A 23102-nucleotide genomic window follows, 5' to 3' on the forward strand; every position below is an offset into this window, starting at 1 on the left:
GTCTTTTTTTAGTTTAGCGTATGTTTATATACATGAATTTTATAATGTGCATGCTGTATTAAGAGTCCTCCTGTGATATATGAATCTTGGTAACTTACTCTGAAAAATAACAAATCAACACTCACAAATACTTCTGTAGGTGTTGATTTTGGGCTTTTTTAGAAATGTGAAATATTTTAAATCTCTTCTTTATGTAATTTATAAACTTACAAATTATTACGTAACTAATGCTTTTCAACACATACATATGGCACTAGCAGTTTTTTTAATTATTCACCCTTAAATAATTAACTAGGTGAAGAATGACAGTGAATATAACTATGAATACCTTTTATTAATTTTATAAATCGTGAAAATGATTCAGTTGTAGTTTCATTTTTAATGAAGGAATATTTTATAGTGTAGGATTATGTATTAATGAAGAAATAATTCTGTTTACAAGATCATCTGTTATCCACTCTATTTGCATATCGTCGGAGTCTTTTTGATTCATCGAATCGATAAATTTTTTGAATTTCGGAAATAAGACAATGGAGGTAATCCAATAAATCGCATGGTTTGTCGAAAAGAAATGAAAAACTCCTTGTTCTTTCCCTTCCAATAAGATTTCTTTTAATTGTTCAAAATTCCCCATAATATATGGTTTAATTTTTTCTAGTCGTGAGCTTTCTTTGATAATTTCCTCATATGCAAGCGTTCCAATTTCAGGATGTTCTTTTATATGTGTAATAAAGAAAGTTAAATATTGTCTTAAAGCAGTTTTAGGGTTATGTTGCGTTTCTTCAAGAAAATTTGGTATTTTTTTTGCAAAACCATATTTTTTAAATACCTCCAAGTAAAGGTTCTCTTTTCCGTTAAAGTAATACGAGGCCATAGCTACATTCACCTTTGCTTCTTTTGCAATTTCTTGAATGCTTGTCCCATCATAGCCGCGCTCTCCAAATTTTTTCTTAGCCGCTTCTAAAATATTTTCAATTGTTTGTTCGCGAGATTTCCCCATGTATACACCTCAAATTATAATTAATAAACTTCAAAAAATGATATATGTGTTTTATATCACAATTTTTTCAAGACATTTAATTATATATTTAAAATAGCGATTTAACAACTGATCAGATATTAATTGCGTTTTATAAGAACATTTTCTCTTCACTAATAAAAAAGGACTAGAGATTATCTATTTAAAATAGTGAATCTCTAGTCTTTTATCGACATAATTAAAAATTAATGGATATTATATTTTCTTAATCTGAATATATGGCCCTTTTATTTTCAGATTATTAATTGTGTTAGCAATATCACTCACAGTATTTTTTTCATTAAAAGTATGGACCTTCTCCCCATTTACAAAGATACCCCAATTAATATCTTCATAACTAACCCCATATCCAGCATTGTTAGTTGTAGCTTTCAACTGATTATCAGCTAGTGAAAAAGATAAAATCCCTTGACCTTTGTTAAGCTTACTGTTTACATCTTTAAACCCTTTCAGTTGCTCTTCAGTAGCAGCTTGGCTATCAAGAAGTACTTTATGATTTTTCCAGTCCAATTTATAGTAATTAGTGAAAAATTCATTGTGTACATCCTTATTGTTTGTTCCCCACCACTTTGAGCTTACCCATTCGATATTATATTGATCAGATACTCTACGATTTGTAATTTTCAAATCTGAGGTAGCTTCTGATTCATCAGCCGTGATAACAGCTATTACATTTGGGGAGAACCCATAACCTGTTAGAGCTGGTACAGTGTCTTTTGAAACAAAGTTCTGGATACCTTCATTATAGCTACGTGATTTCATAAATAATTGATTACCGTATAAGGTATTGTATGAATCGCGATTATAGATACCCCAGCTTGGATAATTAAAGGATTGGAACCCTACTTTCCAATTCAACTTTTTGTCCGTAAGTGTTTCTAAAACAGTTTTATAATCTGCTTGATCATAAGATACACTTTCTTTCCAAGCAAAGCTACCTGTGATACTCGCATCAGCATTTGGTCCTTTATCATTTACCCCTAGCTTAACAGTACCACCCAATGTATACCCGACTTCAGAAGTAACTTTTGCGGAAGTCATTGTGTTAACTGGAGCCGCTTTATGGAATTGAGCGCTATCATCACTCGTTATTTCTACTTCTGTATGATAGGCAGATGGCCATTTAAGCCCTGCATTATAATATTCGCCATTGATTTCATATTTCGCATCAATATTACTACCATCCGTTGTGACAATTGCAATTTTCTTATCTGCATATGGATCTTCAATAAAGGAAACTTTAATAGAATTTTTTATGTTCTGCTTAGCGTTATAAGTCGTACTAAAACTATTATACACTTTACCACCATTTTTAAGGTCCTCAACAGTCCCTTTAGATTCCGCAAATGCAGAGGAAGACTCTACACTAAATGCCCCTGACATAAGTACAGAAGCAACAACAAAACATTTTGCTACCTTATTTACTTTTTTCATATAATAAGCGACTCCTTCTAGTAAACTTTTAAAATAATACACTTATTAGTACTCATTCTTTATATTCTTTATATGTTATTTATTTTATAAAGAAAACATAATAGTTTATTATTCTAATCTGTTAAATTATTGAAATATCAATAATAATTTTCCCTACCCTATGTAACCGTCGTACCTCCTATTTAATATTGAAAGTTATTATCCATATTATTAAAACATAGAATGATGTATATTTAAACATAAAATTTAAATTAAGATTTAAATTTTATGTTTAAATATACGCTACTCACTTTTGGATATGAAGTAGCTTAACTTTAATACTACTAAATCCAATTACTTCTATAACGGATTATGTTTTGAGCATAGCATTATAAAATTATTAATTTTAATATTTAACTATACTGTAACATTCTTCATGCACAGCTCATCGCTATACATGGTAACATTTACCTGTAAGATAAAATATTAATATAGGAGGCAGATTTATTATGAACGCAAGAAAACCAAAATCATTTGTAAAACAATGTACAGGAATTGCTTTGGCTAGTATGATTGGATGTAGTGGTATTGGAGTTTTCGCAACAAATGTAAGTGCTGCCGAAAATGCTAATCCAGCTCCTATGAACCAATCCCTTCAAGCAGAAGTGATAACAATTACACAGTTACAAGATGCTATTCAGCATAAAAATGATCCTTTTATTAATCAAGTAAAAATATTTATTGATAAACACAAGACGGAATCAGAATTTTTATGGGGGAAAGTGAGTACTTCGTTAAAAAACGACATTGTAGACCTGCTTACAGGTGACAAAAAGCAATACTCTAATAAAATCAATAAAGCCCTTGTAAAACACTTTAGAGAAGTCCCTAAGCTATTAAAATTAGCAAGTCCAGAGTTTAAAAAAGAAATTATTCAACTACTAAAATACTTATAAGAATATCTATTAAAAGTTTATATTTTAATAATTTTAGATAGTAGTAGTTTCATAAATTTGTATTTACAAAACCTCCTTCAACCCATAATATTTATATGTAAAAATATAAAGAAAATAGGTGTAAAGAATGGAAATTAGTACAAATACACATAGGGTAAATCAATTTACAATGTATTCAAACTTGGATACATTAAAAAACACTAAAGACTCCCCTTCTTCACAGGGGAAAAAAGATGCTAATGGTGTCGCTATAAAATTTGATATTCGGTCATCAGACAAAGATGTGAAACAAACAAGTCCAAAATTCACTGAAATGGATTTATGGAAGATGTTAAAAGATAAAGGTGTACCTTTATGGATTATTATGGAGATGTTAAACAAGTTCCGTGCTGATAAGGAGAAGGAGTCAAGCCAAGCTAACAATGATTCTCCAACGGATGCTACTAATACTATCGAATTAAATAATGAAACAAGATTAGACGTAGTACTGTAGATTTTTGATACGGCTCGTATTTTTAACAAAAAACCTTGTAGAATTTTTACAAGGTTTTTTGTTTTATATAACTTATATTAGTCATTATATACTTATCCAAAAATAACGATTTATAATCAGGAAAAAAATTATAATGTATTATTAAATATATGCCGCTTCAAAAGCTTGTTGGACAGTTTGTACTTCAGATGAATCTTTACCATATAAATTTGTTGCTACACGAATACAACCTTCTTTTAATTCTTTAAAGTCAGAAGTCATATTTAATTCATCCGTATTCACATAATAGAAGATATCAAACATCTTATCTTCTCCAATACCTTGGACATTTACGCTATTATGATTACCGCCGCTAGCTATCAGGTAAGCTACCTTATTAATAATACTAGAGTTTGTATGCACGCCACCATGATCGTGGTCAGCATCAATAGGTAAGTTATTATAATGTCTATAGTCCTCCGGATATCTAGAAGATATTGATGAGGGGTTTTTCATATCTCTAAAAATTCGACCTGATTGTTCTCCCACCGTCCAATTAAATACCCCATTATTTGCATACTTTTCAACAGCTACACCTAAAATATCAGATAAAGCCTCATTAATTGCACCAGCTTCCCCTGCGTACTCAAGTCCAGACTCATTTCTTGTAACAGCATGTGTAAACTCATGTCCTGCCACATCAAATGCCCTAACAATTGGATCCCCATATACTAGCATAGCCCCATTACTAAATGCATTAAACCATTGCTTAGGATTGCCTTTATTCGTGCCATTTGTGTTCCAGCCATGAACGACAGAAATTACTTTTTGTCCATTATTATCAAAGCTGTCACGACCATATTTTTCTTGATAAAAATCATATACTTTCGTTGCTAAATAATGGGCACTAACGGCTTTAGGATCTGTAAAATTTGTAGAATTACTTGTTACTAAATCATCCAGATAACCCCATACATTTCTTCTATAATTATTATAATCTTTATAATTCGCAGTATACGTTTCTATTCCCTTACCACGAGAATAATCTGCAAGCATGTACGTTCCATCACTTCGTTGTGTAATTCCAAATGTACGATTAATACCTAAGTCATCTTTTCCTGTACCTGTTAATTTTGAGGAATCTTGTGATTTATTTGATGTCGCGGATTGGACAATACTACTATCTACTTGTATCCCCAACTTTTGAACGAGTTCTTTTAATAGATTACCTCCAAAAGCATCAATTAATACTGTACCAGATACATATTCAGGTGTAGATGCACTAAAAGTAATTTGATATGCATTTGCAGCTTTATTTGTATTCTCATCTACATATACCACTTGTTTAATTTCTGGTTCTTCAATAAATGTGAGATCATTCCCATAGATGTTAAAAAGCTGTTTCTTTGCATCTTCTTCTGATAGAGTAATAGGTTGTTTCAAATCTTCCTGTTGTTGTAGATCTTGGGCGCTATCCCCTGAAACACTCGTAAGTACGCCATCATCATTAATATGTGCTGTTAATTGATATCCGTATACATCACGTCCTTCATATGTTTGTTGAAGACGTACCAATGTAGTGCCATCATAAGATTTACGACTTTGCGTAACATTATAATTAACTTTGGATTCAGTATTAACTTGCTTTGATGATAATGCTTGTTCTGTTTTTCCTTTTAGCGCATCCTTTGCTACATTTTCTGCCGAATTTTGAGAAGGTGCTGTTAAATTACCTGTTCGGAACGTATCTTCCTTTGTTTCCACTTTTAACTCTTCTGTTGCCGCATGGACTCCTGCATAAGGCATAATTGTCGATAACACCACTCCTGTAGTCAAACCTACCTTTACGAAATTCTTCATATTCTTACTCCTTTATGATCTTATTATTAAGTTAAATAAATATTATTTAGAATTTAAATCATAGATAAAACTTTTAACTATAGTCAATCGATTTTATACACCGGTGTAATTATTATAGTTACAATATAACTGGATATCAATCGTCAATAACATGTAATTATGCATATATATAAATTAAAATAAAGATAATTGTCAATAGAACATATCACTCCCCAAAAAATACGGTGACTAATATGTAGTATTGAATCTAAATTAATTAAATTTTATATAGAACACTATGCGACGCATATGGTTTAACAATAGATCTTTATGGTGTATCAACACTTTTTTTAATACACCTACCTTTTATGTTTGTATTACTACATTCTGATAGTGGATGATAAAATCGTTTTAAATCGAGAGTGCCGAATATAGGTGAAATAAGGATGCAACCTGAAGATCCTAAAACTAAAATTAAACGATTGGAAGAGGAAAATGAAATGTTAAAAATTGTATATTTTAACTTTATCAATAAATAAGTGAATATTTTTAAAGTTAATTTTTATACAAAAAATGAATACCTGAACCAAAAAAGTTTACTTAGGTAAACTTTTTTGGTTCAGGTAAATTTATGTCATTCAATTAATATACAGTTTTTAAGAAAAATGAAGAACCATGTCAAATTATCTTTATTTACACGAACAAGAACGTAGTATAAAAATGAAGCATATCCAAAATAATTAAAGGGGCTGAAAAAATGATTAAAAAACTTATTATTGGTTCTATTATTTTAGGAGCAACAATTGGAGTAAGTAAATCTACATTTGCTGCTACAATACATTCTCCATCAAAGTTTAAAGAAATTCGAAATGGCCATGTGCAATCTCTGGATTCTCCATGGCAGTATTTAGGGCAAACTTCAAGGGAACTTCAAATTAATAGTAAAGATCCGAAAGTAATAGCTTTTGAACTAGCGAAAGAAGCTCCATTTTACGAAGAAGAATTAGTAGAAGTATGTTCTGTAATCTTAGAAGCAAATGTAGATGTTATATATTGGACAAGCAAGGAATGGGCAAGATTTGAAGCAGGAAATTACGAGTTTAAACATGAAATTAAAATTTTTAGAGATAAAGAACGTCAGCAATTAATTACTGCACTAGAATCTTAAATTTTCTACAAATGGATACCTAGGAGTCCATTTGTAGCTAAAAGTCACATACGCCCCTACTATAGCAAAAGCTACCGAAATAATTAATGAAAAAAGTGTAGACATGGTACTGTGAATTTTGGGCCGTCTTATCTCCTTAATGAAAAACCTTGCAGAATTTATCTGCAAGGTTTTTCATTAATTCTTTCATTTCTGCTCTGCAAGTATTGTAGCACCAGGAGAACCCATCATTGATATATAGAAGACACTTGCATATAAGATTGACTCAATAATCTTTCTCTTATTTTTTCATCGTCCTATTTGCTCCGTATTAAAAGTACAGCCCTAGTACATTACACAATAAATTGATAGCTATACTTCCTATATTTTTTAAGAAATATTAAAATTGTTTCTTACTTAGCGTTATTTCAAATCTATTCATTAAGATGAATGTATATCTTCCTTTATGATTTCTCCTAATTCTGTCCAATTTGTAATACGTGGTATATTAAGATGTTGATTATACGAAGTGTTCTTTGCATACACCTTAATTGACTTGTCTATTAAAGTTTCTAAGACAGTTGGCTTATCATCAAAGAAATAGTCTAATTTTATTTCTTGTATGAAGTGTATTTTTTCTTCATCCTTCATTCCATAGAAAAAGCGATCCTTGTGTACCGGAAACCCCTTTTCCAATAACCATTTTTTTGTTTGTTCCCCATGTTCTTTAGGTCGTGCAGTTATATAATAGACTTCATGTCCTTGACTTACTAATTCTTGTAACGTTTCTACTGCATTGGGAAACGGTGAACAAGAAGTATAGTAGATTTCATCAAGTAAACTGTTCCACATTTGGCCACCTACCTCCGAGGTCATGCCAAATGCTTCATGTATTTCAATGGTTTTTAAAGAATGAAATACATTTAATCCTACTTCTTTGTTTAACTTTTTATTATATAGTTGAAAAGCATGTTGTCTTAAATCAATCAATGTGTCATCAATATCAAATCCAAACTTCACTCTTCATCGCTCCTTTCAGCTTTTTATATACGGAGAATATAAGTGAATTATATATTTTACTATTCCACATCTTTACGATATAAAGGGTAACCAATAAATTTATAGTCTTTTCCAATCTGCGTAAATGACATGTCCTTAAATTCAATCGCATCTTGCATTTTAGTAATACCAGTACCTTCTACAAAGCTAGGTGCCATTCTACCGCCAATAATCTTAGGTGCAATATATAATACAAGTTTATCCATCAATTTATTTTCAACAAACGATGCATTCACCTCTCCCCCACCTTCAATAAGAAGAGAAGAAACCCTTTTTTTTCCTAAAATATCAAGCATTTCATGTAAGTTTATGTGTTTTTCTCCATTAGTAACAAATACTTTGACACCTGCATGTTCTAATGCTTGCTTTTTCGCTGCATCATAATTATTTGTTGTAAAAATCCATGTAGGGGCTTCCCCATCAGTTACAACTTTCGCTTCCAATGGTATACGTAATGTAGAATCTACTATCACCCGAATTGGATTTCGTCCATTTGGAATACGAGTTGTTAATGAAGGGTTATCTTTTTGTACCGTATTAGCCCCCACTAAAATAGCTGCATTTTCATTTCGTATTTGATGTACGTCCTGTCTTGCTTCTTCAGATGTAATCCACTTGCTATCCGATGTAGATGTAGCAATTTTCCCATCTAATGTAACACCAGATTTAACCGTTACAAATGGGCGTTTTGTCATAATATATTTGTTAAAGACTTCATTCATCTGTCTCGCTTCTTCTTCACACACTCCTACAATTACTTCAATACCAGCATCTTGTAGAATTTTAATTCCTCTGCCAGAAACAATTGGATTTGGGTCAAGTGTCGCAACTACAACCCTCTTAATTCCTGCCTGCACAATTGCTTCGGCACAAGGGCCTGTTCTTCCATGATGAGAACAGGGTTCTAAAGTGACATATATAGTACCACCCTGTGCTTGTTCTCCCGCCATACGTATCGCATGTATTTCGGCATGTGGTTCCCCTGCCTTCATATGTGCTCCGATTCCTACAATTCGATTATCATTTACAATTACAGACCCAACCAGTGGATTAGGAGTAGTCTGTCCCTTCATAGCCTTAGCGTTTTCAAGGGCTAATTTCATATATTGCTCATGCTCACCCATGTAAATGTCCTCCTTCAAAATGACCAGAACGCTGAATCTTCGTTTGTAAGTATTTCTCATTGAATTCTGAGACATCTCCCCATAAAGGTTCACGGCTCGTAACATTTAGCCCTGCTTTTTGCAATGCTTCAAGTTTTTTTGGGTTATTTGTAATTAGTTTTACAGGTTTTGAACGTAGTGCCTTTAATACCTCAATAGTGTCCTCGTAATTTCGAACGTCATCAGCAAAGCCTAAATTTAGATTAGCTTCAACCGTGTCTAAGCCATTTTCTTGTAGGATATACGTCATTGCTTTACTGAATAATCCAATTCCTCTTCCTTCATGGTTTGCTAGATAAAATAGAGCGCCAGCTCCGTTTTCCGTAATCATTTGTAAAGATTGCTTTAATTGGAACCCACAATCACAACGTTTACTACCAAAGATATCACCCGTATGACAAATACTATGCATACGAATCAGTGCATCTTCACTATTTTCAAAATCTCCGTACACAAGTACACTGGATTGTTGCATATCTGCTAAATTAAGAGATGGTAGTTTCTCGATAATTCCTTCTATACCATCCGTAACTTCATTAGATTGTAGCCAAGAATACCATTGAAAAATTTTTGTTTCTCCATATAAATTGATTGGTAATTTGATAGGCCCAACAAGATAAATCTCTTTTCCATCTTGATGTATAAATTGAATTTTATCTTCTAACATATGAATTGTATCTGTAGTAACCATAAGGTACCTCCTATATAGAGAATTTCTAAAAAGTTCTCTTCCATTTTTATATTTTTTATTCTTTTATTCTTCAACTTACAAAACGTAAGTACTTTGAGATATGATGTTCTTTTTCATAGCCTATATGTAATATGTAGCCTTACATCTTTAGCCAACAAAAACAGTTACACAAAATAACTTAGTTACTTTATGTAAGTGAGTATATATTTATTATTAAGGTACGTCAAGTAATTGATTATAAAAAAGTTTGTTTGTTACTATTTACAAGTTAGTGTATAATTCCTTTTAGGAGGTGAAGGAAATGAATGTTTCGACATTATGCCCTCGCTTTGAAAAAGGAATGAAATTTTTTAGTCAAAGATGGACAGCACTAATTATTTACCAACTTTTTTCTGGACCACAACGTTTTTGTACGCTCGAATCCTCTCTTCCTATCAGCGGGAGATTACTTTCAGAAAGATTAAAGGAATTAGAACTAGAAGGGATCGTTCAGCGTACAGTCTTCCCTGAGACACCAGTTCGAATAGAATATTCATTAACTCAAAAGGGAATTGCTTTAGAATCCATTATTCGTGGAATTGAAGTATGGTCTCGAGAATGGATAGAGCTTGAGGAATAGTAATAAGGCGGATCTATACACGTTTTCAGATAATCAAATACTAAATTTACACATTTAAAACGCTAGCATTTTCAATATGTATGAAAAGCTAGCGTTTTGTTCATGATTACGAGAATCATGAATATCTACTAAAACATGTATACTTTTGGATGACATCATAAACAAGATTGAATTATTTTATTTCTGTATCGATATTAACATTGGAAATAATATATTTTTTGACAGAAGAATAGTATTTCATCATTTATCTTAAAAATGAATTTACATTAAGACCATGCCCATTGTTTTTGTTCCACTTGTTTTTTTGCAAAATCAATTTTTGATTTTACTTTTTCAATTCCATCATAAGTAAATGGAGGGTTCGTCTTAAACCAACCATCTTCAACTTGAACAATATCATTCATTTGAAATGACTGCCCTTGCGTTAATTCAACAAACACAAGACCTATCTCTCCTTCCTCTGTAGGAAATTCAACATCTACACCAGAATTCCCATTAGCTTCTAAAGGATATATTTTACTAACATGTCCTACTACAAAACCTTTATGTACACCAGGTGCTAGTGTAATATGTTCAATAGAATCCGCTGTAGCAAAAATGTGGAATGCATTTTGTAACATTGGTCCATTGCCCTTTACTCTCACATATTCTCCAACTTTTACATCCGATTGGAAATCATGATGTACGGTTACCGATTGGTCCCCATGTTCAGTTTCTAAAACAAAAGAGCTCTTACCTACTTCCATTACTTTTCCTTCGATTGTAGAATGCATCTCTTGAACTGCAGCACTCGCTTTTGTTATTTCTAATCCTGGTAAGTTTGTACCTGCCAAAGCTGCAAACCCTAATGCACCTGCTAAAACGACTTTTTTCATATTCACGTCATAACCTCTCCATTCATCTTAAAAATTAGAGTGGCGTTTTATTTTTTTATCACCAACCTGTAACCATTATAGTTACAGGTTGGCGATAAATCAACTCGCAATTTTTTACATATGCATTTTTCGTGTTTAAAATTAGAATGTTTGGTACAAAAAAATTGATTAATAGATTTAAAGTTTAAATGATTGCTATAGAGGTGATTTTTTGAATTATTTACTTTTTTAAATCTCACCAAGTACTACAAAATCACTTAGAGAAACCACTCTAACAGCATTACCGGTATGAACTTTTACTTTATCGCCAATATTAAAAGGATGTATATAGTTTTGCATATAACTTTTGAAAGAGAAAAAATTCTAATTCTTAATAAATATAGCATTAATGGCTATATTTATTGCTTATAAAAGACGCTATGTAAACCTTAAATATAGATGATATTGTATACCGAGAATACAAAAACTCCCTATTGCTCAAGGGAGTTCTATCACTAATATATTTTCAATTGCAACGTTTTATAACTTTATTAATAAATTCCACGATAGCATCATGCATTTGATCTAACGCAGGTTGTTCTACTGGATAGTGACCTCCATTTTCTAAATGTACAATTTCTGCATCTACTTTTTTAATACTATTTAAAAAAGGTGTACTCAAATGCAATGGTGTCCATCTATCTTGATCTGGTTGTGTTAAAAGAATAGGGCATACATCAAACTCTTCTGGTTCCATTGCTGGTTGGTAATTACCATAACTGTCTAGGAATTTCATGCTTGCTTTATTTGCAGCAGATGTTTTATCACGATTAAATACTTCCATCACTCTTTCATCATTACATAAAGCACTCATTTTAGAAGCTGTGCTCATTTTCATTTTAATGTTTTCAAGCCCTATTTTACATGAAATTCCTGCCATTGGTATTCCAACACGACTCATAAAAAGATTTTTAGATGTTTCGTCACGAACTTGTTGATTTCTTTGATCTAAGAATGTCATGCCAATAATTCCTTTTACTTTCTTATTCTTCGCAGCAACATGGTAAGTTTCCATTCCTCCTGCACTCAATCCATATAGTACGATGGGTCTATCATCACGTTGTAATTCATAATCAATATAATCACATGCTAAATTAACCCAGTCATCATATTTTACTACTGATCCTTTTTTCACCTTTGTAACTCCATAAGTAGGCATGTCAATAGCAATTGTTTCAAAACCATCTTTTGAAAGCGGACCACCTAAAATCATAGACATCTGTCTACCGTTTGTACCTACTCCATGTAATAAAATAACTTTAACAGGTGCTGTTTTATTCCGAAAACAATCTAAATGTACCTCGTGCCCTTTCCAGTTCCACCATTCTTCTGTTGGATGATACTTTCCTGTAAAGTGAAATTTCTTAGGTAAATAATTTTGTATTTCACGCCATTCACTTTGTTCACTGTATTTCATTTCGATTCCTCCTGATCATGTTAAAAAATTTTTCGAAAATCTTTATGTTCGAACGTTCGAACATCCGAACGCTTTGTAAATAAAATATTATTCGACACTTTTATTTTTGTCAATAAATATTTTTTAATTCCTTTTTAGAAAAAGTAGTATTTTAAAATACTACTTTTATCATTGTGCACATCAACTTGCTAATCACTCCCTAAATTCGTTGTCATATTCCAATGATTCAATTAGTTGTTTTAACAATACAATGGAGCTTTCAAGAGAAAGGGCATAATACCTTTCAGTTGCACGTTTTTGAACAGTAACTACCTTTGCATTTAAAAGATGCTTCAAGTGGTGTGAAATAGCTGGTCTAGATAAAGAAAGTCGTTCTACTATTTGATTTACCGACATTTCTCCTTCATCATAAAGTAATACCAGTATATCTTGACGATTTAGATCCTGTAAAATTGAGAAAATAGGAGTACATTCCCTTAATATGTTTATTGTTTTTTTGCTCATGATTACCCTCCCCGTTCGACTATTCGAACATTTAAACGTTTATTCAGTATAGAACTTTACTAATGTTGCTGTCAAATGAACTTGAAAAGAAAGAACACATTCGTGACTTGTATTCATTACGTTGACAAATTGAACTTTTCTTTAAAATATGGGACAGAATATTAAAGGTTTATTTTTTCCACATAAAGAAGATATTATTTAACGTTTTTTGGCATTTTCATTACAGCCGCTTGTGTTCGATCTGTTACATTTAATTATAAGTACTTAAAAAGTATCCACTTTGATATGGGTACCAAATGAACAGTTGCTTTAGATAATTCAATATTTTATACTAAAAAAATAGTTCCTACTTTCATGTCTTTCTACTTTTGTACAAGGACGTGAAAATGGATACTACTATATCTAGCATTGTTATTGGGTAAGAAAACGGGTGATTTTTATAAAGAGATTGCTTCAGATATATAATTTAAATACATTAGAGAATAATTTATAAATTACTGCGTACATATTTATAATGATTTTTTATAACAATTTTATTATTCAATAAAGAATTTTGTTTCCTATAACTATGTGGGATGATACCTTCTAAAAACAAACATCTTATTAACCATAAGATTGCTCATCTTCGTACTTCCTAACAAATAAAAAACTTTGACAGACTGTCAGTCAAAAATATATAATGTAAATGATAATTAATATCAATTACATTATTCCTATTCAATAACTAAACTTAGCTTGCACGGTTTCTCTTAAAAGTTGTAAGTCAAATTTTCCACTTGCAACACCAAATAAATGTTCAAAAGTTGGTTGAATGGATACAATTCTTGCAATTCTTTCTTCTGGAGTCCATTTGAATAATGATGAATCTACCCAATGGTGAATCGTTGAAAGGAAAAATTCTGCTGTAAGTGTTGGATTATTAACATGGAAAACTTCCTCTCTATTACCTTGGATAATTAAATCCGTTAAAATTGGCGTAAATTGACAAATCGTCTGTATATGTAATATTTGACGAAGAATCGCATTATTATCGTGTTGTAGATATTTAAAAATCTCAATATGCCCTGTTGGATCATCAAGTTCATACACAAAGATCCATGCAATTTTTTCGTAAGTAGAAAGTGAATCATTATAAATCACTTCAATAAATTGTTTTTTTATACTTTTTAGTTGGCGATTAATCAATGCATTACCTAACGCTTCCTTTGATTTGAAATGATAATACAATGTGCCTTGTGCTACTCCTAGTGTTCGGGTAATATCTGTTGTTGAAGTTTTTTCATAACCTTTTTGTTTGAAAAGGGATTCTGTAACATCTAATATTTCATTTCGTCTCTCTGATGCACTTTTTGTAACTCTAGCCATATTTTATACCCCCTCCTTCTATATATTTAATCATTTGACTAGTTGTCAGTCAAATTACTACTTGGAAATAAAAATAATGTTTTTTATTAAGCAAAAATTAGCTATATAAAGGAGCTGTATTTATGAATGTAATTCGCTTAAAAAAAACAAATACGTATTCTTCATTTAGATGGTTTTATTTAGCAATTATCTTGCTTCCAACACTTCTAATCTCTTTAAATACCTATATGATTCAGATTGCCCTACCCATTATGCAATCCGAGCTGCACATAAATTTCTCACAAGCACAATTAATATTTTCTGGCTACTCGATTGGGCTGGCATCGTCTCTAATAATTGGTGGTAAACTTGGTGATATATACGGGAGAAGAAAAATATTATTGATTGGTATATGTATGTTTACACTTACAGCTTTTATTGGTGGAATTAGCTCACATCCATTGTCTTTAATTACTATTAGAATTATACAAGGTTTGTCAGCGGCTTTTATCCAGCCGCAAATTTTGTCAATCATTCAAATCATTTTTCCATCAAAAGAAAAGAATCTGGCTTTCGGTCTATATGGTGCTGTCATTGGAATTGCTTTCACCTTTGGATTAATATTAGGTGGATTATTAGTCGACTGGAACCTCTTTAATAGCAGTTGGCGTACTGTATTCTTATGTAATGTGCCCTTTGGGATCCTAGTACTTTTACTACTGCCTATTATTCCTGAATCTAAAGGAGAACCATCCAAACATATTGATTGGACTGGTGCAATTTCATTAATGATAAGTATATTATTGTTTATTTATCCATTATCTGAATTACAAAAACATGGTTGGAATCCTTGGATTTTAAGTATATTTATCCTATCATTTTTAGGTTTTACTTTCTTTATCCTTATTGAAAGAAATAAACAAAAAAATGAGCGATCACCGCTTATAGATTTATCTGTATTTAAAAATTGGTTATTTGTAATTGGAATTAGTTCAGTACTGACAATTTATATGAGTATGTTTTCGTTTTTCTTTATCCTTAACTACTTCTTACACTTTGGCCTACATTATCATACGACAGATATGAGCTTGATTTTCTTGCCGATTGGTCTAGGTTTCTTCATTACTTCACTCTTATCTTCCAAAATAGTGAACCAATTTGGCTTAATGGTATTAAAAGTTGGTGCACTGATAATGAGTATTTGTACATTTATACTCATTAAATTGCTTTTAATTAATGCGCATAATTTATTTACTGTAGAATATATAGTACTTTTATTTGTCTACGGACTTGCACTGGGATTTGCTACAACACCCTTAGCAAACACCATTTTAAGCAGAATTCCTCAAAATTATATTGGAGTTGCCTCAGGACTGTTCACAACTTTTATGTATTTGGCTAATTCTTTAGCGGTTGTAGGCATTAGCATCATATTCTCTACTAGTTTAACAACAACTTTAGAAATGGCCTCTTTCATAGATTATATACATGCATTTTCAAATTCTCTATTTGTAATAAGTATACTTTCCTTGAGCTCATTTTTCATCTTTTCTATACATAACAAGATATACAACAACAACTAAAAAATAATACCTTTTTCAAATAAGAAAACATCTACTTTCATACAGTCAATTCAAGAAATTTGTTATTTCCATTCACCTAATGATTTTGTGACATCAAAATTTATAACAAATATGATTACTCAAAGTATTTCCGGTGAATCATTAATGTGTTGATTTCAATTAGAAAGTATCCACTTTGGTGTCTTAGTTTGAAAGAATACCCATTTTCTTGTCTTGATATGAGGACAAGAAAATGGGTACTAAATGAATTCCTTCCGTTGATAATTCATCTTTTTACACTCCAAAATTAGTTCCTACTTTCATGTCTTTTTACAGGGGCGCAGTGGGTTACTTATTCTGTTAATATTTTTAACTTTGAAGATATTTTTTAAGTTCATAAGCATTATACGAATTATTATCTATACAAGACTGTGCTGTTATTTTCAAACCTATTAGTAGATGTTTTATTTCTTCATCAGTATACTTCTTTACACGTCCATTCCCGGCCACTTTTGTTGTATCTTTCTCTAAATTCATAGTTATTCTTAATAGTATATTATTACTTTTTACATCAAGGACTTGAATATAAAAAAATTTATTTTCCAAATCAATTGTAATAAAATCAAATCTTTCTACTAAATCAATTCGAGGAATACTTGTATAGTTTGACATCATTTTCTCCCTCCATCTTATTTTTAAATAGTATAAAAGATTTTTAATCAAAAAACGTACATTTAATTAAAAATGTACGTTTTTTGATTAATGTTATGAATCTCGCGTATATATAGTATATCATGATAATTATCAGAATAAAGAAAAAATGGTGGTTTAGGGAGATAATTATTCATCTTCATCGATTAATGTTTGATTACAGTCCCTACATTTAATATGAATGTGGGGTTTCGTAGATTGTACGATGACACTCTATTTAGGGCAAGTGTATTTCCATGTGGTCTTCTTTGTTATAGCTGATAAGTCTGGCATATTAAATTCAGTATTTGTACCCTAATCAATTCCAAGATTGATTAGGGCTAAATTATTATTACTTTCTATTGGATATAGGTATCTAGAAAATGAAAATTACCGTTTTCATTCGTTAATACAACTACTAATACACATCCGCAATCTAAACACATTAAAGAAATCATATAATACCTTTTAACTAAATAATCAAAAAGATCAGCCGGGTCTACGGTTGATCTATCGTCAATTTCTTATGTTATTACTATAAATCATATTTCAAGAGTTAACATTCATAAAACCGTGTGACAGTAAGGTGCAAGTTCTTCAATGAACTTTATTCTTATTATTATTATTTGAGCATGCTTCTTATAGGGATAACCAGAACTGTAATTTATATCTTCAGCTATTTGTTCTAATGTTATTCCGTCCACACACTTCATTTTTCCCATTTTATTTTCTCCGCCTTTAATTTTAATAACTCATACATTGAATTCATTTTATGTTTTGTCTAAGTTGTAATCTAAGCATGCAATATTCTCTTTTGATTTCTGATAGTCTTTCAGCCTGTCGAACAAATAATGATTAACTTAATTTCAATGGTCTTTTTCCTATTTGTCCTAATAAAATAATAAAAACTAAACAAGGGGGATTTTTAAATGGAGAATCCAGCAAATAAACTACATACGCTTTTAAAGGAAGCTTATGATGATTGTAGAACAATTAAAACTTTTGATACTTCTTTTAAGGAAACCTGGTCAAAAGTGTTTAAAATTGACCCAAATGATAGGTCTGCACTACTAACTTCGATGAATTCCATGCTAAATCTTTTTTTAACTACACAGGAGTATATAAAGGCAAATGAAATATTAAATAATGAGAGAAATCTTAATTTCTTATCTAATATTGAACAAGCCCTTTCTTCAATGAACTTTGATGGTGATATGAGCACATTTAAAAGTCATATTAATAGCGAAACGTTGACTGCACTATCCTTTATCAGTGATCATATGAATTTTATATATAACCTCCATGAGAGCGAAATTAACAGTATAGAGATTGCTAATTTAATTAAAGATATTGATATTTTAATAGAAAATATAACTGATTCCACTTTAGCAGAGGATGTTAAAATATTATTATTAAAAAATCTAAATGCAATAAGATTTTCACTAAATTCTTATAAAATTTCTGGCACTGAAGGAATGAGAGTTGCGCTTGAACAATCAATTGGTTCACTATTTATAAATAACGAAATCATTATTCCTGTAGCCCATGATGAAAATGTTAAAAATATCTTTAATATTATTGATAAAATTAACATCCTCTTATCAACTGGCTCATCAGCTAAAGATTTAATTGGTCCTCTGTTCGGTTTTTTGCTTAAATAATATATTTTCAACAAGAAGGGAAACAGTAGATGTCGTTTCCCTTCTATTTATTCAATTTGATTTCTACTTAATAACTCTAAATCTCATAAAATACGTTGGGTTTCCTTTCTAATATGTTTTAACAATGTAACATCTATTTGCATTAAGAAAGTGATATAATTTCAAATCACTATGATTCTGACGACCAATTCTATATCGAAACGTGTCGATAAAATCGTGATAACTGTTTTTCTTATATTCCGAATGAAATACTTTATAATAATGATTCAAGAAAAGAGAGTTTCATTTCTTTCTAAATAATTGAAGGTCTTATTTTTCTTTACAATATTATAGTTCTTTTATTCTTCTATCAAAAATCCCCTTCTGCATTTGGGTGCAAAAGGGGATTTTTTTAATTTATTCTATTCGTTCTACAGACACTACTCATAGATAAATAAGAAAAGGTGTATATTTACACTAACATGTATAAATTTAAAAATCAATACATAATAATCTACCTATATTATCAGACAACATTTTTTTATAAAACTACTCTTTTGCTTTATTTTAGAATCTGATACGGATGGTGAGATTCCCACACCAACAGAGAGGGGCATTTAAAATAGCTACTTACTATTCTTAATGTACCCTTTGGTATAAATCAATTGGCACTAGCTCAACCTGACGGCTTTCATTCTTACATTCACTCAATCCGTTGTTGTTATCAAATTGATGCCCCTTCCATTTTTTGTTTACACACCTATAAGGAAACGTGTCGCGCAAAAGATTATTTTATTAAAATTTTCACGAGCAATAACTTTGAAATCTTAGACCAAATGAACCTCTAGACGAATACACCATATGCTAATTTAAATACCTTCTAGGAAAGCAGGTGGATACTATGCCTTCTATTGTTGGAAATCTGGTCGTTCAAAACAGTAATGGTGCTTTCAATCTAGGGGATTTTTATAACGTATCTCCGAAAGAAAATACGAAAGCTTATAATGGATCTGGCTCTTCTAATGTCGGATTTGTCGTAAATACTTTTAACGGTGTTAGCGCGACAAACACATTTGATGCTGATGTTGCAGACCAAAACCAAGTTGGAACAGCCTAAATTTATTTATTTAACTCTACTCCCCTGAATAAAATTCAATATTCCGCTCATACTATAATTACATTTAAAGTTTCATCCCTTATTGGAGCAGCCAGCTTTTGCAAGCTGCCCCTTTTATCTTTCATCACCTTTTTATTTAGAGATACATATCATATATAGAACACTTTTCAATATACCTCCATTGGGCTTTCTGTTATCTGTACATTTGATTAATCACTTCGAGGAAGAGCGCTGTTTAAAGGTGCTCTTTTTATTTTATAATGACGGAAGAATTCGAATGTTACGCTAATATTATGCATAGGAGATAAGCTAGAACTCATTTATCTGTTCAAATTTTCTCGGCTGCTCTTTCCATGTATAATGATATCGTTCTTCACATGTCACATTAAGAATCAATTTTTTCTACTATAGCGGTGTTAAAATGAATGCGATATTTAATTGTTTTTTAATCTTCCTTTGTGCAACGTTCTATATTACAGCTATAATCTTTATGATTTACACAATGATTCGCTAATATTTGATCCTCCTAAATATAACTTTCTCAATAATTCTGCATACAAATATAGTCAGTCCTTCCTTATATAACCTGGGTTTGTCAATTTTATTATAAAAATAGGATTATATCCTATAACCTTTTCAGAAATCATTCATTTTTTATTTTTGAAAGAGTTGTTCTGCTTAAATTTATGTATTGAAAACGAATCAATTAGATACAAATCATTAAATAAGGGCGCTATGTACTTGCGCCCTTATTTAATGATTAAGCTTTGATCCCGACACCTTCCTTATAAATTATATACAGTACCATATGGAATCATTGAAAAAAGGCAGTCCTCCATATTATTAATTATTTATTTGCATAATCTATTTTCTATCCGCATCTATTAGTAAAGAGTTAATAATAGGAGGTGGATTATGTCAAAAGGAGACCAATTTAATTCAGATGACTCCTTAACTGGATCTACATTAGACCCGAGTCTAATTGGCCCTACTTTCTCTCCTACTCCGACATTTACAATACCTACTGGTAGTACAGGACCTACTGGTAGTACAGGACCTACTGGTAGTACAGGACCTACTGGTAGTACAGGACCTACTGGGGCAACTGGACCATCAGGTGGGCCGATTGGACCTACTGGCAATACAGGACCTAGTGGTGACACAGGGCCTACCGGAGACACAGGACCTACTGGAGACACAGGTCTTACCGGAGACACAGGGCCTACCGGAGACACAGGGCCTACCGGAGACACAGGGCCTACCGGAGACACAGGGCCTACCGGAGATACAGGCCCTACTGGAGATACAGGGCCTACCGGAGATACAGGATCTACCGGAGATACAGGCCCTACTGGAGATACAGGGCCTACCGGAGATACAGGGCCTACCGGAGATACAGGATCTACCGGAGACACAGGGCCTACCGGAGATACAGGCCCTACTGGAGATACAGGGCCTACCGGAGATACAGGATCTACTGGTGACACAGGACCTACTGGGGCAACTGGACCATCAGGCGGGCCGATTGGACCTACTGGCCCTACTGGCCCTACTGGCAATACAGGCCCTACTGGAGACACAGGGCCTACCGGAGACACAGGGCCTACCGGAGATACAGGGCCTACCGGCAACACAGGTCCTACTGGTTCTATTCAACCGAATCCTTTTGAAATATATGTTCAATCAGGAGCGATTGGTGGAGATGGCACACAAACTAATCCATTTGGAACAATCCAGCAGGGAATAGCAGCTGTATCACCGACCGGAACTGTTCATGTATTACCAGGAACATATTCAATTTTAACAACAATATTGATTAACAAAGCAGGTGTCACCCTAAAAGGCTATCCTGGTACACTCATTAACTTACAAGCCTCAACAATCCCTTTTACAGTAATCGGTAATGGAGTTACTATTGATGGCTTAACAATGACTAGTGATAATCCATATCCTGTTGAATTCATTCAAATCGGCGGAACTAATCATCGCATCATTAACAATGTTATCTTTGGCCCTCCGCAAGCTGGTCCTTCTACCGGTTGGGTTATAAACCGAGGATTTGTGACTCAAATTAGCAATATGACTAATTTATTAGCTCAAAATAATATTTTCTATTCTCTACGCCAACCTGCTTATTTAAACCCAAATACTACTGGTTATATTGTTGATAATGTCGTGTACAATACACGAGGATTTGTTGTTGATCAGGCTGTCTTCCAATTTTCCGGAAATTCGTGGGGGAGTCCAATTAATGCAGTTGATATAGCCTTGTTGGTTGGTACTATATCAGGTTCTCCATATGATCCATTAACAAATTTATCTTCTAATAATAGCAGTGCTGTAATTAGCGATCAGAGGTAAAATAATATGAGTCCCTTTATTTTCTGAAGGGGCTTTTTTATTTTCAGAAATAAATTTATTCTAAATAAAGATTTTGTTTGATTTTCCATTAAGCTAATCTTTCTAATAAACCTTACAAATTTGTAAGGCTAGTGTCACTTTAATGAATAAAAATCTGGTTAATATTGGTTTAACATATAGATTGTTAACTTGATTAAACAAAACATCATCGGCAGGTGACACTTTATGGAAAGAAACTTATTACGTTACGGCATCGTGATTATAGCTTTTATTACTATTCCCATTTTATTTATACACTTTGTTTCATCTCACTTCATTCCAAAAGAATACAGTGAAGAATGGCCAGAAGTTAAAAAAACTGCTGAACTAGTAACTATTGGCTATTTTAAAAGAGATATGAATCTTGATATTGTAGTTGACAAAATTAATCCATCAAAAGAATATAGAACACATGAAATCCACTTATACGGACATGTCGCAAATAATAAAAAGAAAAAAATTTCTGCTATTGTAAATTTTAGTGAAAACTATTCAGTTAGAGATACATCTGAAATTAAGCTCAAGGAGCGTCCAACTAATGACTGGATGCTCTTTTAGTTAAAATAACGCTTTTGTTTCTGTTCCAATTAGTAGATATTCTCTATGCCTCTTTGTATAGATTCTTAAATCTTGTCCATACTATATATCCACTTAATTTACAAAGTTCCTTCTTAAATTTTCTTTTAGAAAAGCAACTAGCTTTGCTAGTTGCTTTTTAAATTGAGTTCCTTTTATATACAGTAGAAGATTGTGTATAGGGATTTTTATAATATATTTCTCTTTATCAGTTTGTTTGACTATTTAATCCTAGAAAAAGTACGGTTCAAAGGTCCTCTTTTTCATTGAGGCATACCTGAATAATTCTAAATAGTAAACGCATACTATATCTTCTCTTTTCTGTATTGAGGAGTTAACTTACTTTAACTCCTCGTTTCTTTTTAAATAGCTTATTTCCACTTATCCTTAAAAAGAGCACTTGTGTAAGGTGCTTTTTTAGTACACATAATTCTTTTTCAACATTCAGCATAGAGAATTAACGAATTGTACTTAGTATCCTATAAGTAACCTCAACTTAAACTCTACAATTAATTTTTTACCCCGAAGACCTACCCTCAC

Annotated in this window: 21 protein-coding genes; 9 read left to right on the plus strand and 12 right to left on the minus strand. The window is 31.9% G+C overall.

All coding sequences use genetic code 11. The features are described 5' to 3' along the window. Window positions 1-394: 394 nt before the first annotated feature. Together MR115_RS26370 and MR115_RS26375 are read right to left on the minus strand one after the other, a co-directional pair. Window positions 395-1000, minus strand: a complete 606-nt coding sequence (locus tag MR115_RS26370; RefSeq protein ID WP_242243246.1) for a TetR/AcrR family transcriptional regulator — start codon at window positions 998-1000, stop codon at window positions 395-397. Window positions 1001-1234: 234 nt separating this feature from the next. Further along, window positions 1235-2473 carry a beta-channel forming cytolysin gene (locus tag MR115_RS26375; protein WP_242243271.1) on the minus strand — a complete coding sequence of 413 codons (1239 nt, stop codon included), beginning with the start codon at window positions 2471-2473 and terminating at the stop codon, window positions 1235-1237. Between the two features lie 488 nt (window positions 2474-2961). Here MR115_RS26375 and MR115_RS26380 point away from each other — a divergent pair, with 488 nt between their 5' ends. Together MR115_RS26380 and MR115_RS26385 are read left to right on the plus strand one after the other, a co-directional pair. Beyond that, window positions 2962-3408 (plus strand): hypothetical protein, encoded by a 447-nt coding sequence (locus tag MR115_RS26380; RefSeq protein ID WP_242243247.1) that lies wholly within the window; start codon window positions 2962-2964, stop codon window positions 3406-3408. A gap of 127 nt (window positions 3409-3535) precedes the next feature. Then, window positions 3536-3901: a DUF3914 domain-containing protein gene (locus MR115_RS26385; RefSeq protein WP_242243248.1), complete on the plus strand. Its 366-nt coding sequence runs from the start codon at window positions 3536-3538 to the stop codon at window positions 3899-3901. 141 nt (window positions 3902-4042) lie between these two features. Here the strand turns inward: MR115_RS26385 and MR115_RS26390 are convergent, their stop codons facing one another. Continuing rightward, window positions 4043-5740 carry a M4 family metallopeptidase gene (locus tag MR115_RS26390; protein ID WP_242243249.1) on the minus strand — a complete coding sequence of 566 codons (1698 nt, stop codon included), beginning with the start codon at window positions 5738-5740 and terminating at the stop codon, window positions 4043-4045. A 736-nt stretch (window positions 5741-6476) separates the two neighbouring features. Between MR115_RS26390 and MR115_RS26395 the strand changes: the two genes are divergently transcribed. Further along, a complete protein-coding gene (locus MR115_RS26395; RefSeq protein ID WP_242243250.1) occupies window positions 6477-6887 on the plus strand; it encodes a hypothetical protein in 411 nt (136 codons plus the stop codon). Window positions 6888-7307: 420 nt separating this feature from the next. On the opposite strand, the gene MR115_RS26400 is transcribed toward MR115_RS26395, so the two are convergent. Genes MR115_RS26400 through MR115_RS26410 form a run of 3 tightly spaced genes read right to left on the minus strand, consistent with a single transcriptional unit; the run spans window position 7308 to window position 9779 of the window. Beyond that, the gene (locus tag MR115_RS26400) at window positions 7308-7886 is read right to left on the minus strand and encodes a 5' nucleotidase, NT5C type (RefSeq protein ID WP_242243251.1); all 579 of its coding nucleotides are present in this window, start codon (window positions 7884-7886) and stop codon (window positions 7308-7310) included. Window positions 7887-7945: 59 nt separating this feature from the next. Then, a complete protein-coding gene (ribD, locus tag MR115_RS26405) occupies window positions 7946-9049 on the minus strand; it encodes a bifunctional diaminohydroxyphosphoribosylaminopyrimidine deaminase/5-amino-6-(5-phosphoribosylamino)uracil reductase RibD (RefSeq protein ID WP_242243252.1) in 1104 nt (367 codons plus the stop codon). Next, window positions 9042-9779 carry a GTP cyclohydrolase II gene (locus MR115_RS26410; protein WP_242243253.1) on the minus strand — a complete coding sequence of 246 codons (738 nt, stop codon included), beginning with the start codon at window positions 9777-9779 and terminating at the stop codon, window positions 9042-9044. Before MR115_RS26410 ends, ribD begins: the two co-directional genes overlap by 8 nt. A gap of 301 nt (window positions 9780-10080) precedes the next feature. On the opposite strand from MR115_RS26410, the gene MR115_RS26415 reads away from it, so the two are divergent. Beyond that, entirely contained in the window at window positions 10081-10398 is a 318-nt protein-coding gene (locus MR115_RS26415; protein ID WP_242243254.1) for a winged helix-turn-helix transcriptional regulator, read from the plus strand. A gap of 266 nt (window positions 10399-10664) precedes the next feature. Here MR115_RS26415 and MR115_RS26420 read toward each other — a convergent pair whose 3' ends face one another. From MR115_RS26420 to MR115_RS26435, 4 genes are all read right to left on the minus strand, one after another. Further along, entirely contained in the window at window positions 10665-11273 is a 609-nt protein-coding gene (locus MR115_RS26420) for a hypothetical protein (protein ID WP_242243272.1), read from the minus strand. A 505-nt stretch (window positions 11274-11778) separates the two neighbouring features. After that, window positions 11779-12729 carry an alpha/beta hydrolase gene (locus tag MR115_RS26425; protein ID WP_242243255.1) on the minus strand — a complete coding sequence of 317 codons (951 nt, stop codon included), beginning with the start codon at window positions 12727-12729 and terminating at the stop codon, window positions 11779-11781. 192 nt (window positions 12730-12921) lie between these two features. Then, a complete protein-coding gene (locus MR115_RS26430) occupies window positions 12922-13233 on the minus strand; it encodes an ArsR/SmtB family transcription factor (protein WP_242243256.1) in 312 nt (103 codons plus the stop codon). Window positions 13234-13950: 717 nt separating this feature from the next. After that, window positions 13951-14598, minus strand: a complete 648-nt coding sequence (locus MR115_RS26435) for a TetR/AcrR family transcriptional regulator (RefSeq protein WP_242243257.1) — start codon at window positions 14596-14598, stop codon at window positions 13951-13953. A gap of 122 nt (window positions 14599-14720) precedes the next feature. On the opposite strand from MR115_RS26435, the gene MR115_RS26440 reads away from it, so the two are divergent. After that, window positions 14721-16160 carry an MFS transporter gene (locus MR115_RS26440; RefSeq protein ID WP_242243258.1) on the plus strand — a complete coding sequence of 480 codons (1440 nt, stop codon included), beginning with the start codon at window positions 14721-14723 and terminating at the stop codon, window positions 16158-16160. Window positions 16161-16508: 348 nt separating this feature from the next. Here MR115_RS26440 and dhp61 read toward each other — a convergent pair whose 3' ends face one another. Continuing rightward, on the minus strand, window positions 16509-16811 hold the full coding sequence (dhp61, locus tag MR115_RS26445) for a protein Dhp61 (protein WP_242243259.1): 303 nt from the start codon (window positions 16809-16811) through the stop codon (window positions 16509-16511). Between the two features lie 581 nt (window positions 16812-17392). Next, on the minus strand, window positions 17393-17551 hold the full coding sequence (locus MR115_RS30275; RefSeq protein ID WP_375337826.1) for a hypothetical protein: 159 nt from the start codon (window positions 17549-17551) through the stop codon (window positions 17393-17395). 207 nt (window positions 17552-17758) lie between these two features. Here MR115_RS30275 and MR115_RS26455 point away from each other — a divergent pair, with 207 nt between their 5' ends. The 4 genes from MR115_RS26455 (at window position 17759) to MR115_RS26470 (ending at window position 22544) form a co-directional block, all read left to right on the plus strand. After that, the gene (locus tag MR115_RS26455) at window positions 17759-18490 is read left to right on the plus strand and encodes a hypothetical protein (RefSeq protein ID WP_242243260.1); all 732 of its coding nucleotides are present in this window, start codon (window positions 17759-17761) and stop codon (window positions 18488-18490) included. An 880-nt stretch (window positions 18491-19370) separates the two neighbouring features. Next, window positions 19371-19586 carry a spore germination protein gene (locus MR115_RS26460; protein WP_016081485.1) on the plus strand — a complete coding sequence of 72 codons (216 nt, stop codon included), beginning with the start codon at window positions 19371-19373 and terminating at the stop codon, window positions 19584-19586. A gap of 915 nt (window positions 19587-20501) precedes the next feature. Beyond that, window positions 20502-21947 (plus strand): exosporium leader peptide-containing protein, encoded by a 1446-nt coding sequence (locus MR115_RS26465; RefSeq protein WP_242243261.1) that lies wholly within the window; start codon window positions 20502-20504, stop codon window positions 21945-21947. Between the two features lie 225 nt (window positions 21948-22172). Continuing rightward, a complete protein-coding gene (locus MR115_RS26470) occupies window positions 22173-22544 on the plus strand; it encodes a phosphoglycolate phosphatase (RefSeq protein WP_242243262.1) in 372 nt (123 codons plus the stop codon). Window positions 22545-23102: the final 558 nt, after the last annotated feature.

Origin of the sequence: Bacillus cereus group sp. BfR-BA-01309, assembly GCF_022664315.1 — a bacterium.
In the GTDB taxonomy this organism is placed as follows: Bacteria; Bacillota; Bacilli; order Bacillales; family Bacillaceae_G; genus Bacillus_A; species Bacillus_A mobilis.

Coding starts and splice junctions, on each gene's coding strand:
- MR115_RS26460 (WP_016081485.1), top strand. CDS start 19,371: ATGCCTTCTATTGTTGGAAATCTGGTCGTTCAAAACAGTAATGGTGCT.
- MR115_RS26410 (WP_242243253.1), bottom strand. CDS start 9,779: ATGGTTACTACAGATACAATTCATATGTTAGAAGATAAAATTCAATTT.
- MR115_RS26420 (WP_242243272.1), bottom strand. CDS start 11,273: ATGAAAAAAGTCGTTTTAGCAGGTGCATTAGGGTTTGCAGCTTTGGCA.
- MR115_RS26375 (WP_242243271.1), bottom strand. CDS start 2,473: ATGAAAAAAGTAAATAAGGTAGCAAAATGTTTTGTTGTTGCTTCTGTA.
- MR115_RS26435 (WP_242243257.1), bottom strand. CDS start 14,598: ATGGCTAGAGTTACAAAAAGTGCATCAGAGAGACGAAATGAAATATTA.
- MR115_RS30275 (WP_375337826.1), bottom strand. CDS start 17,551: ATGGGAAAAATGAAGTGTGTGGACGGAATAACATTAGAACAAATAGCT.
- MR115_RS26385 (WP_242243248.1), top strand. CDS start 3,536: ATGGAAATTAGTACAAATACACATAGGGTAAATCAATTTACAATGTAT.
- MR115_RS26415 (WP_242243254.1), top strand. CDS start 10,081: ATGAATGTTTCGACATTATGCCCTCGCTTTGAAAAAGGAATGAAATTT.
- MR115_RS26395 (WP_242243250.1), top strand. CDS start 6,477: ATGATTAAAAAACTTATTATTGGTTCTATTATTTTAGGAGCAACAATT.
- MR115_RS26370 (WP_242243246.1), bottom strand. CDS start 1,000: ATGGGGAAATCTCGCGAACAAACAATTGAAAATATTTTAGAAGCGGCT.
- MR115_RS26470 (WP_242243262.1), top strand. CDS start 22,173: ATGGAAAGAAACTTATTACGTTACGGCATCGTGATTATAGCTTTTATT.
- dhp61 (WP_242243259.1), bottom strand. CDS start 16,811: ATGTCAAACTATACAAGTATTCCTCGAATTGATTTAGTAGAAAGATTT.
- MR115_RS26465 (WP_242243261.1), top strand. CDS start 20,502: ATGTCAAAAGGAGACCAATTTAATTCAGATGACTCCTTAACTGGATCT.
- MR115_RS26380 (WP_242243247.1), top strand. CDS start 2,962: ATGAACGCAAGAAAACCAAAATCATTTGTAAAACAATGTACAGGAATT.
- MR115_RS26390 (WP_242243249.1), bottom strand. CDS start 5,740: ATGAAGAATTTCGTAAAGGTAGGTTTGACTACAGGAGTGGTGTTATCG.
- MR115_RS26425 (WP_242243255.1), bottom strand. CDS start 12,729: ATGAAATACAGTGAACAAAGTGAATGGCGTGAAATACAAAATTATTTA.
- MR115_RS26430 (WP_242243256.1), bottom strand. CDS start 13,233: ATGAGCAAAAAAACAATAAACATATTAAGGGAATGTACTCCTATTTTC.
- ribD (WP_242243252.1), bottom strand. CDS start 9,049: ATGGGTGAGCATGAGCAATATATGAAATTAGCCCTTGAAAACGCTAAG.
- MR115_RS26440 (WP_242243258.1), top strand. CDS start 14,721: ATGAATGTAATTCGCTTAAAAAAAACAAATACGTATTCTTCATTTAGA.
- MR115_RS26455 (WP_242243260.1), top strand. CDS start 17,759: ATGGAGAATCCAGCAAATAAACTACATACGCTTTTAAAGGAAGCTTAT.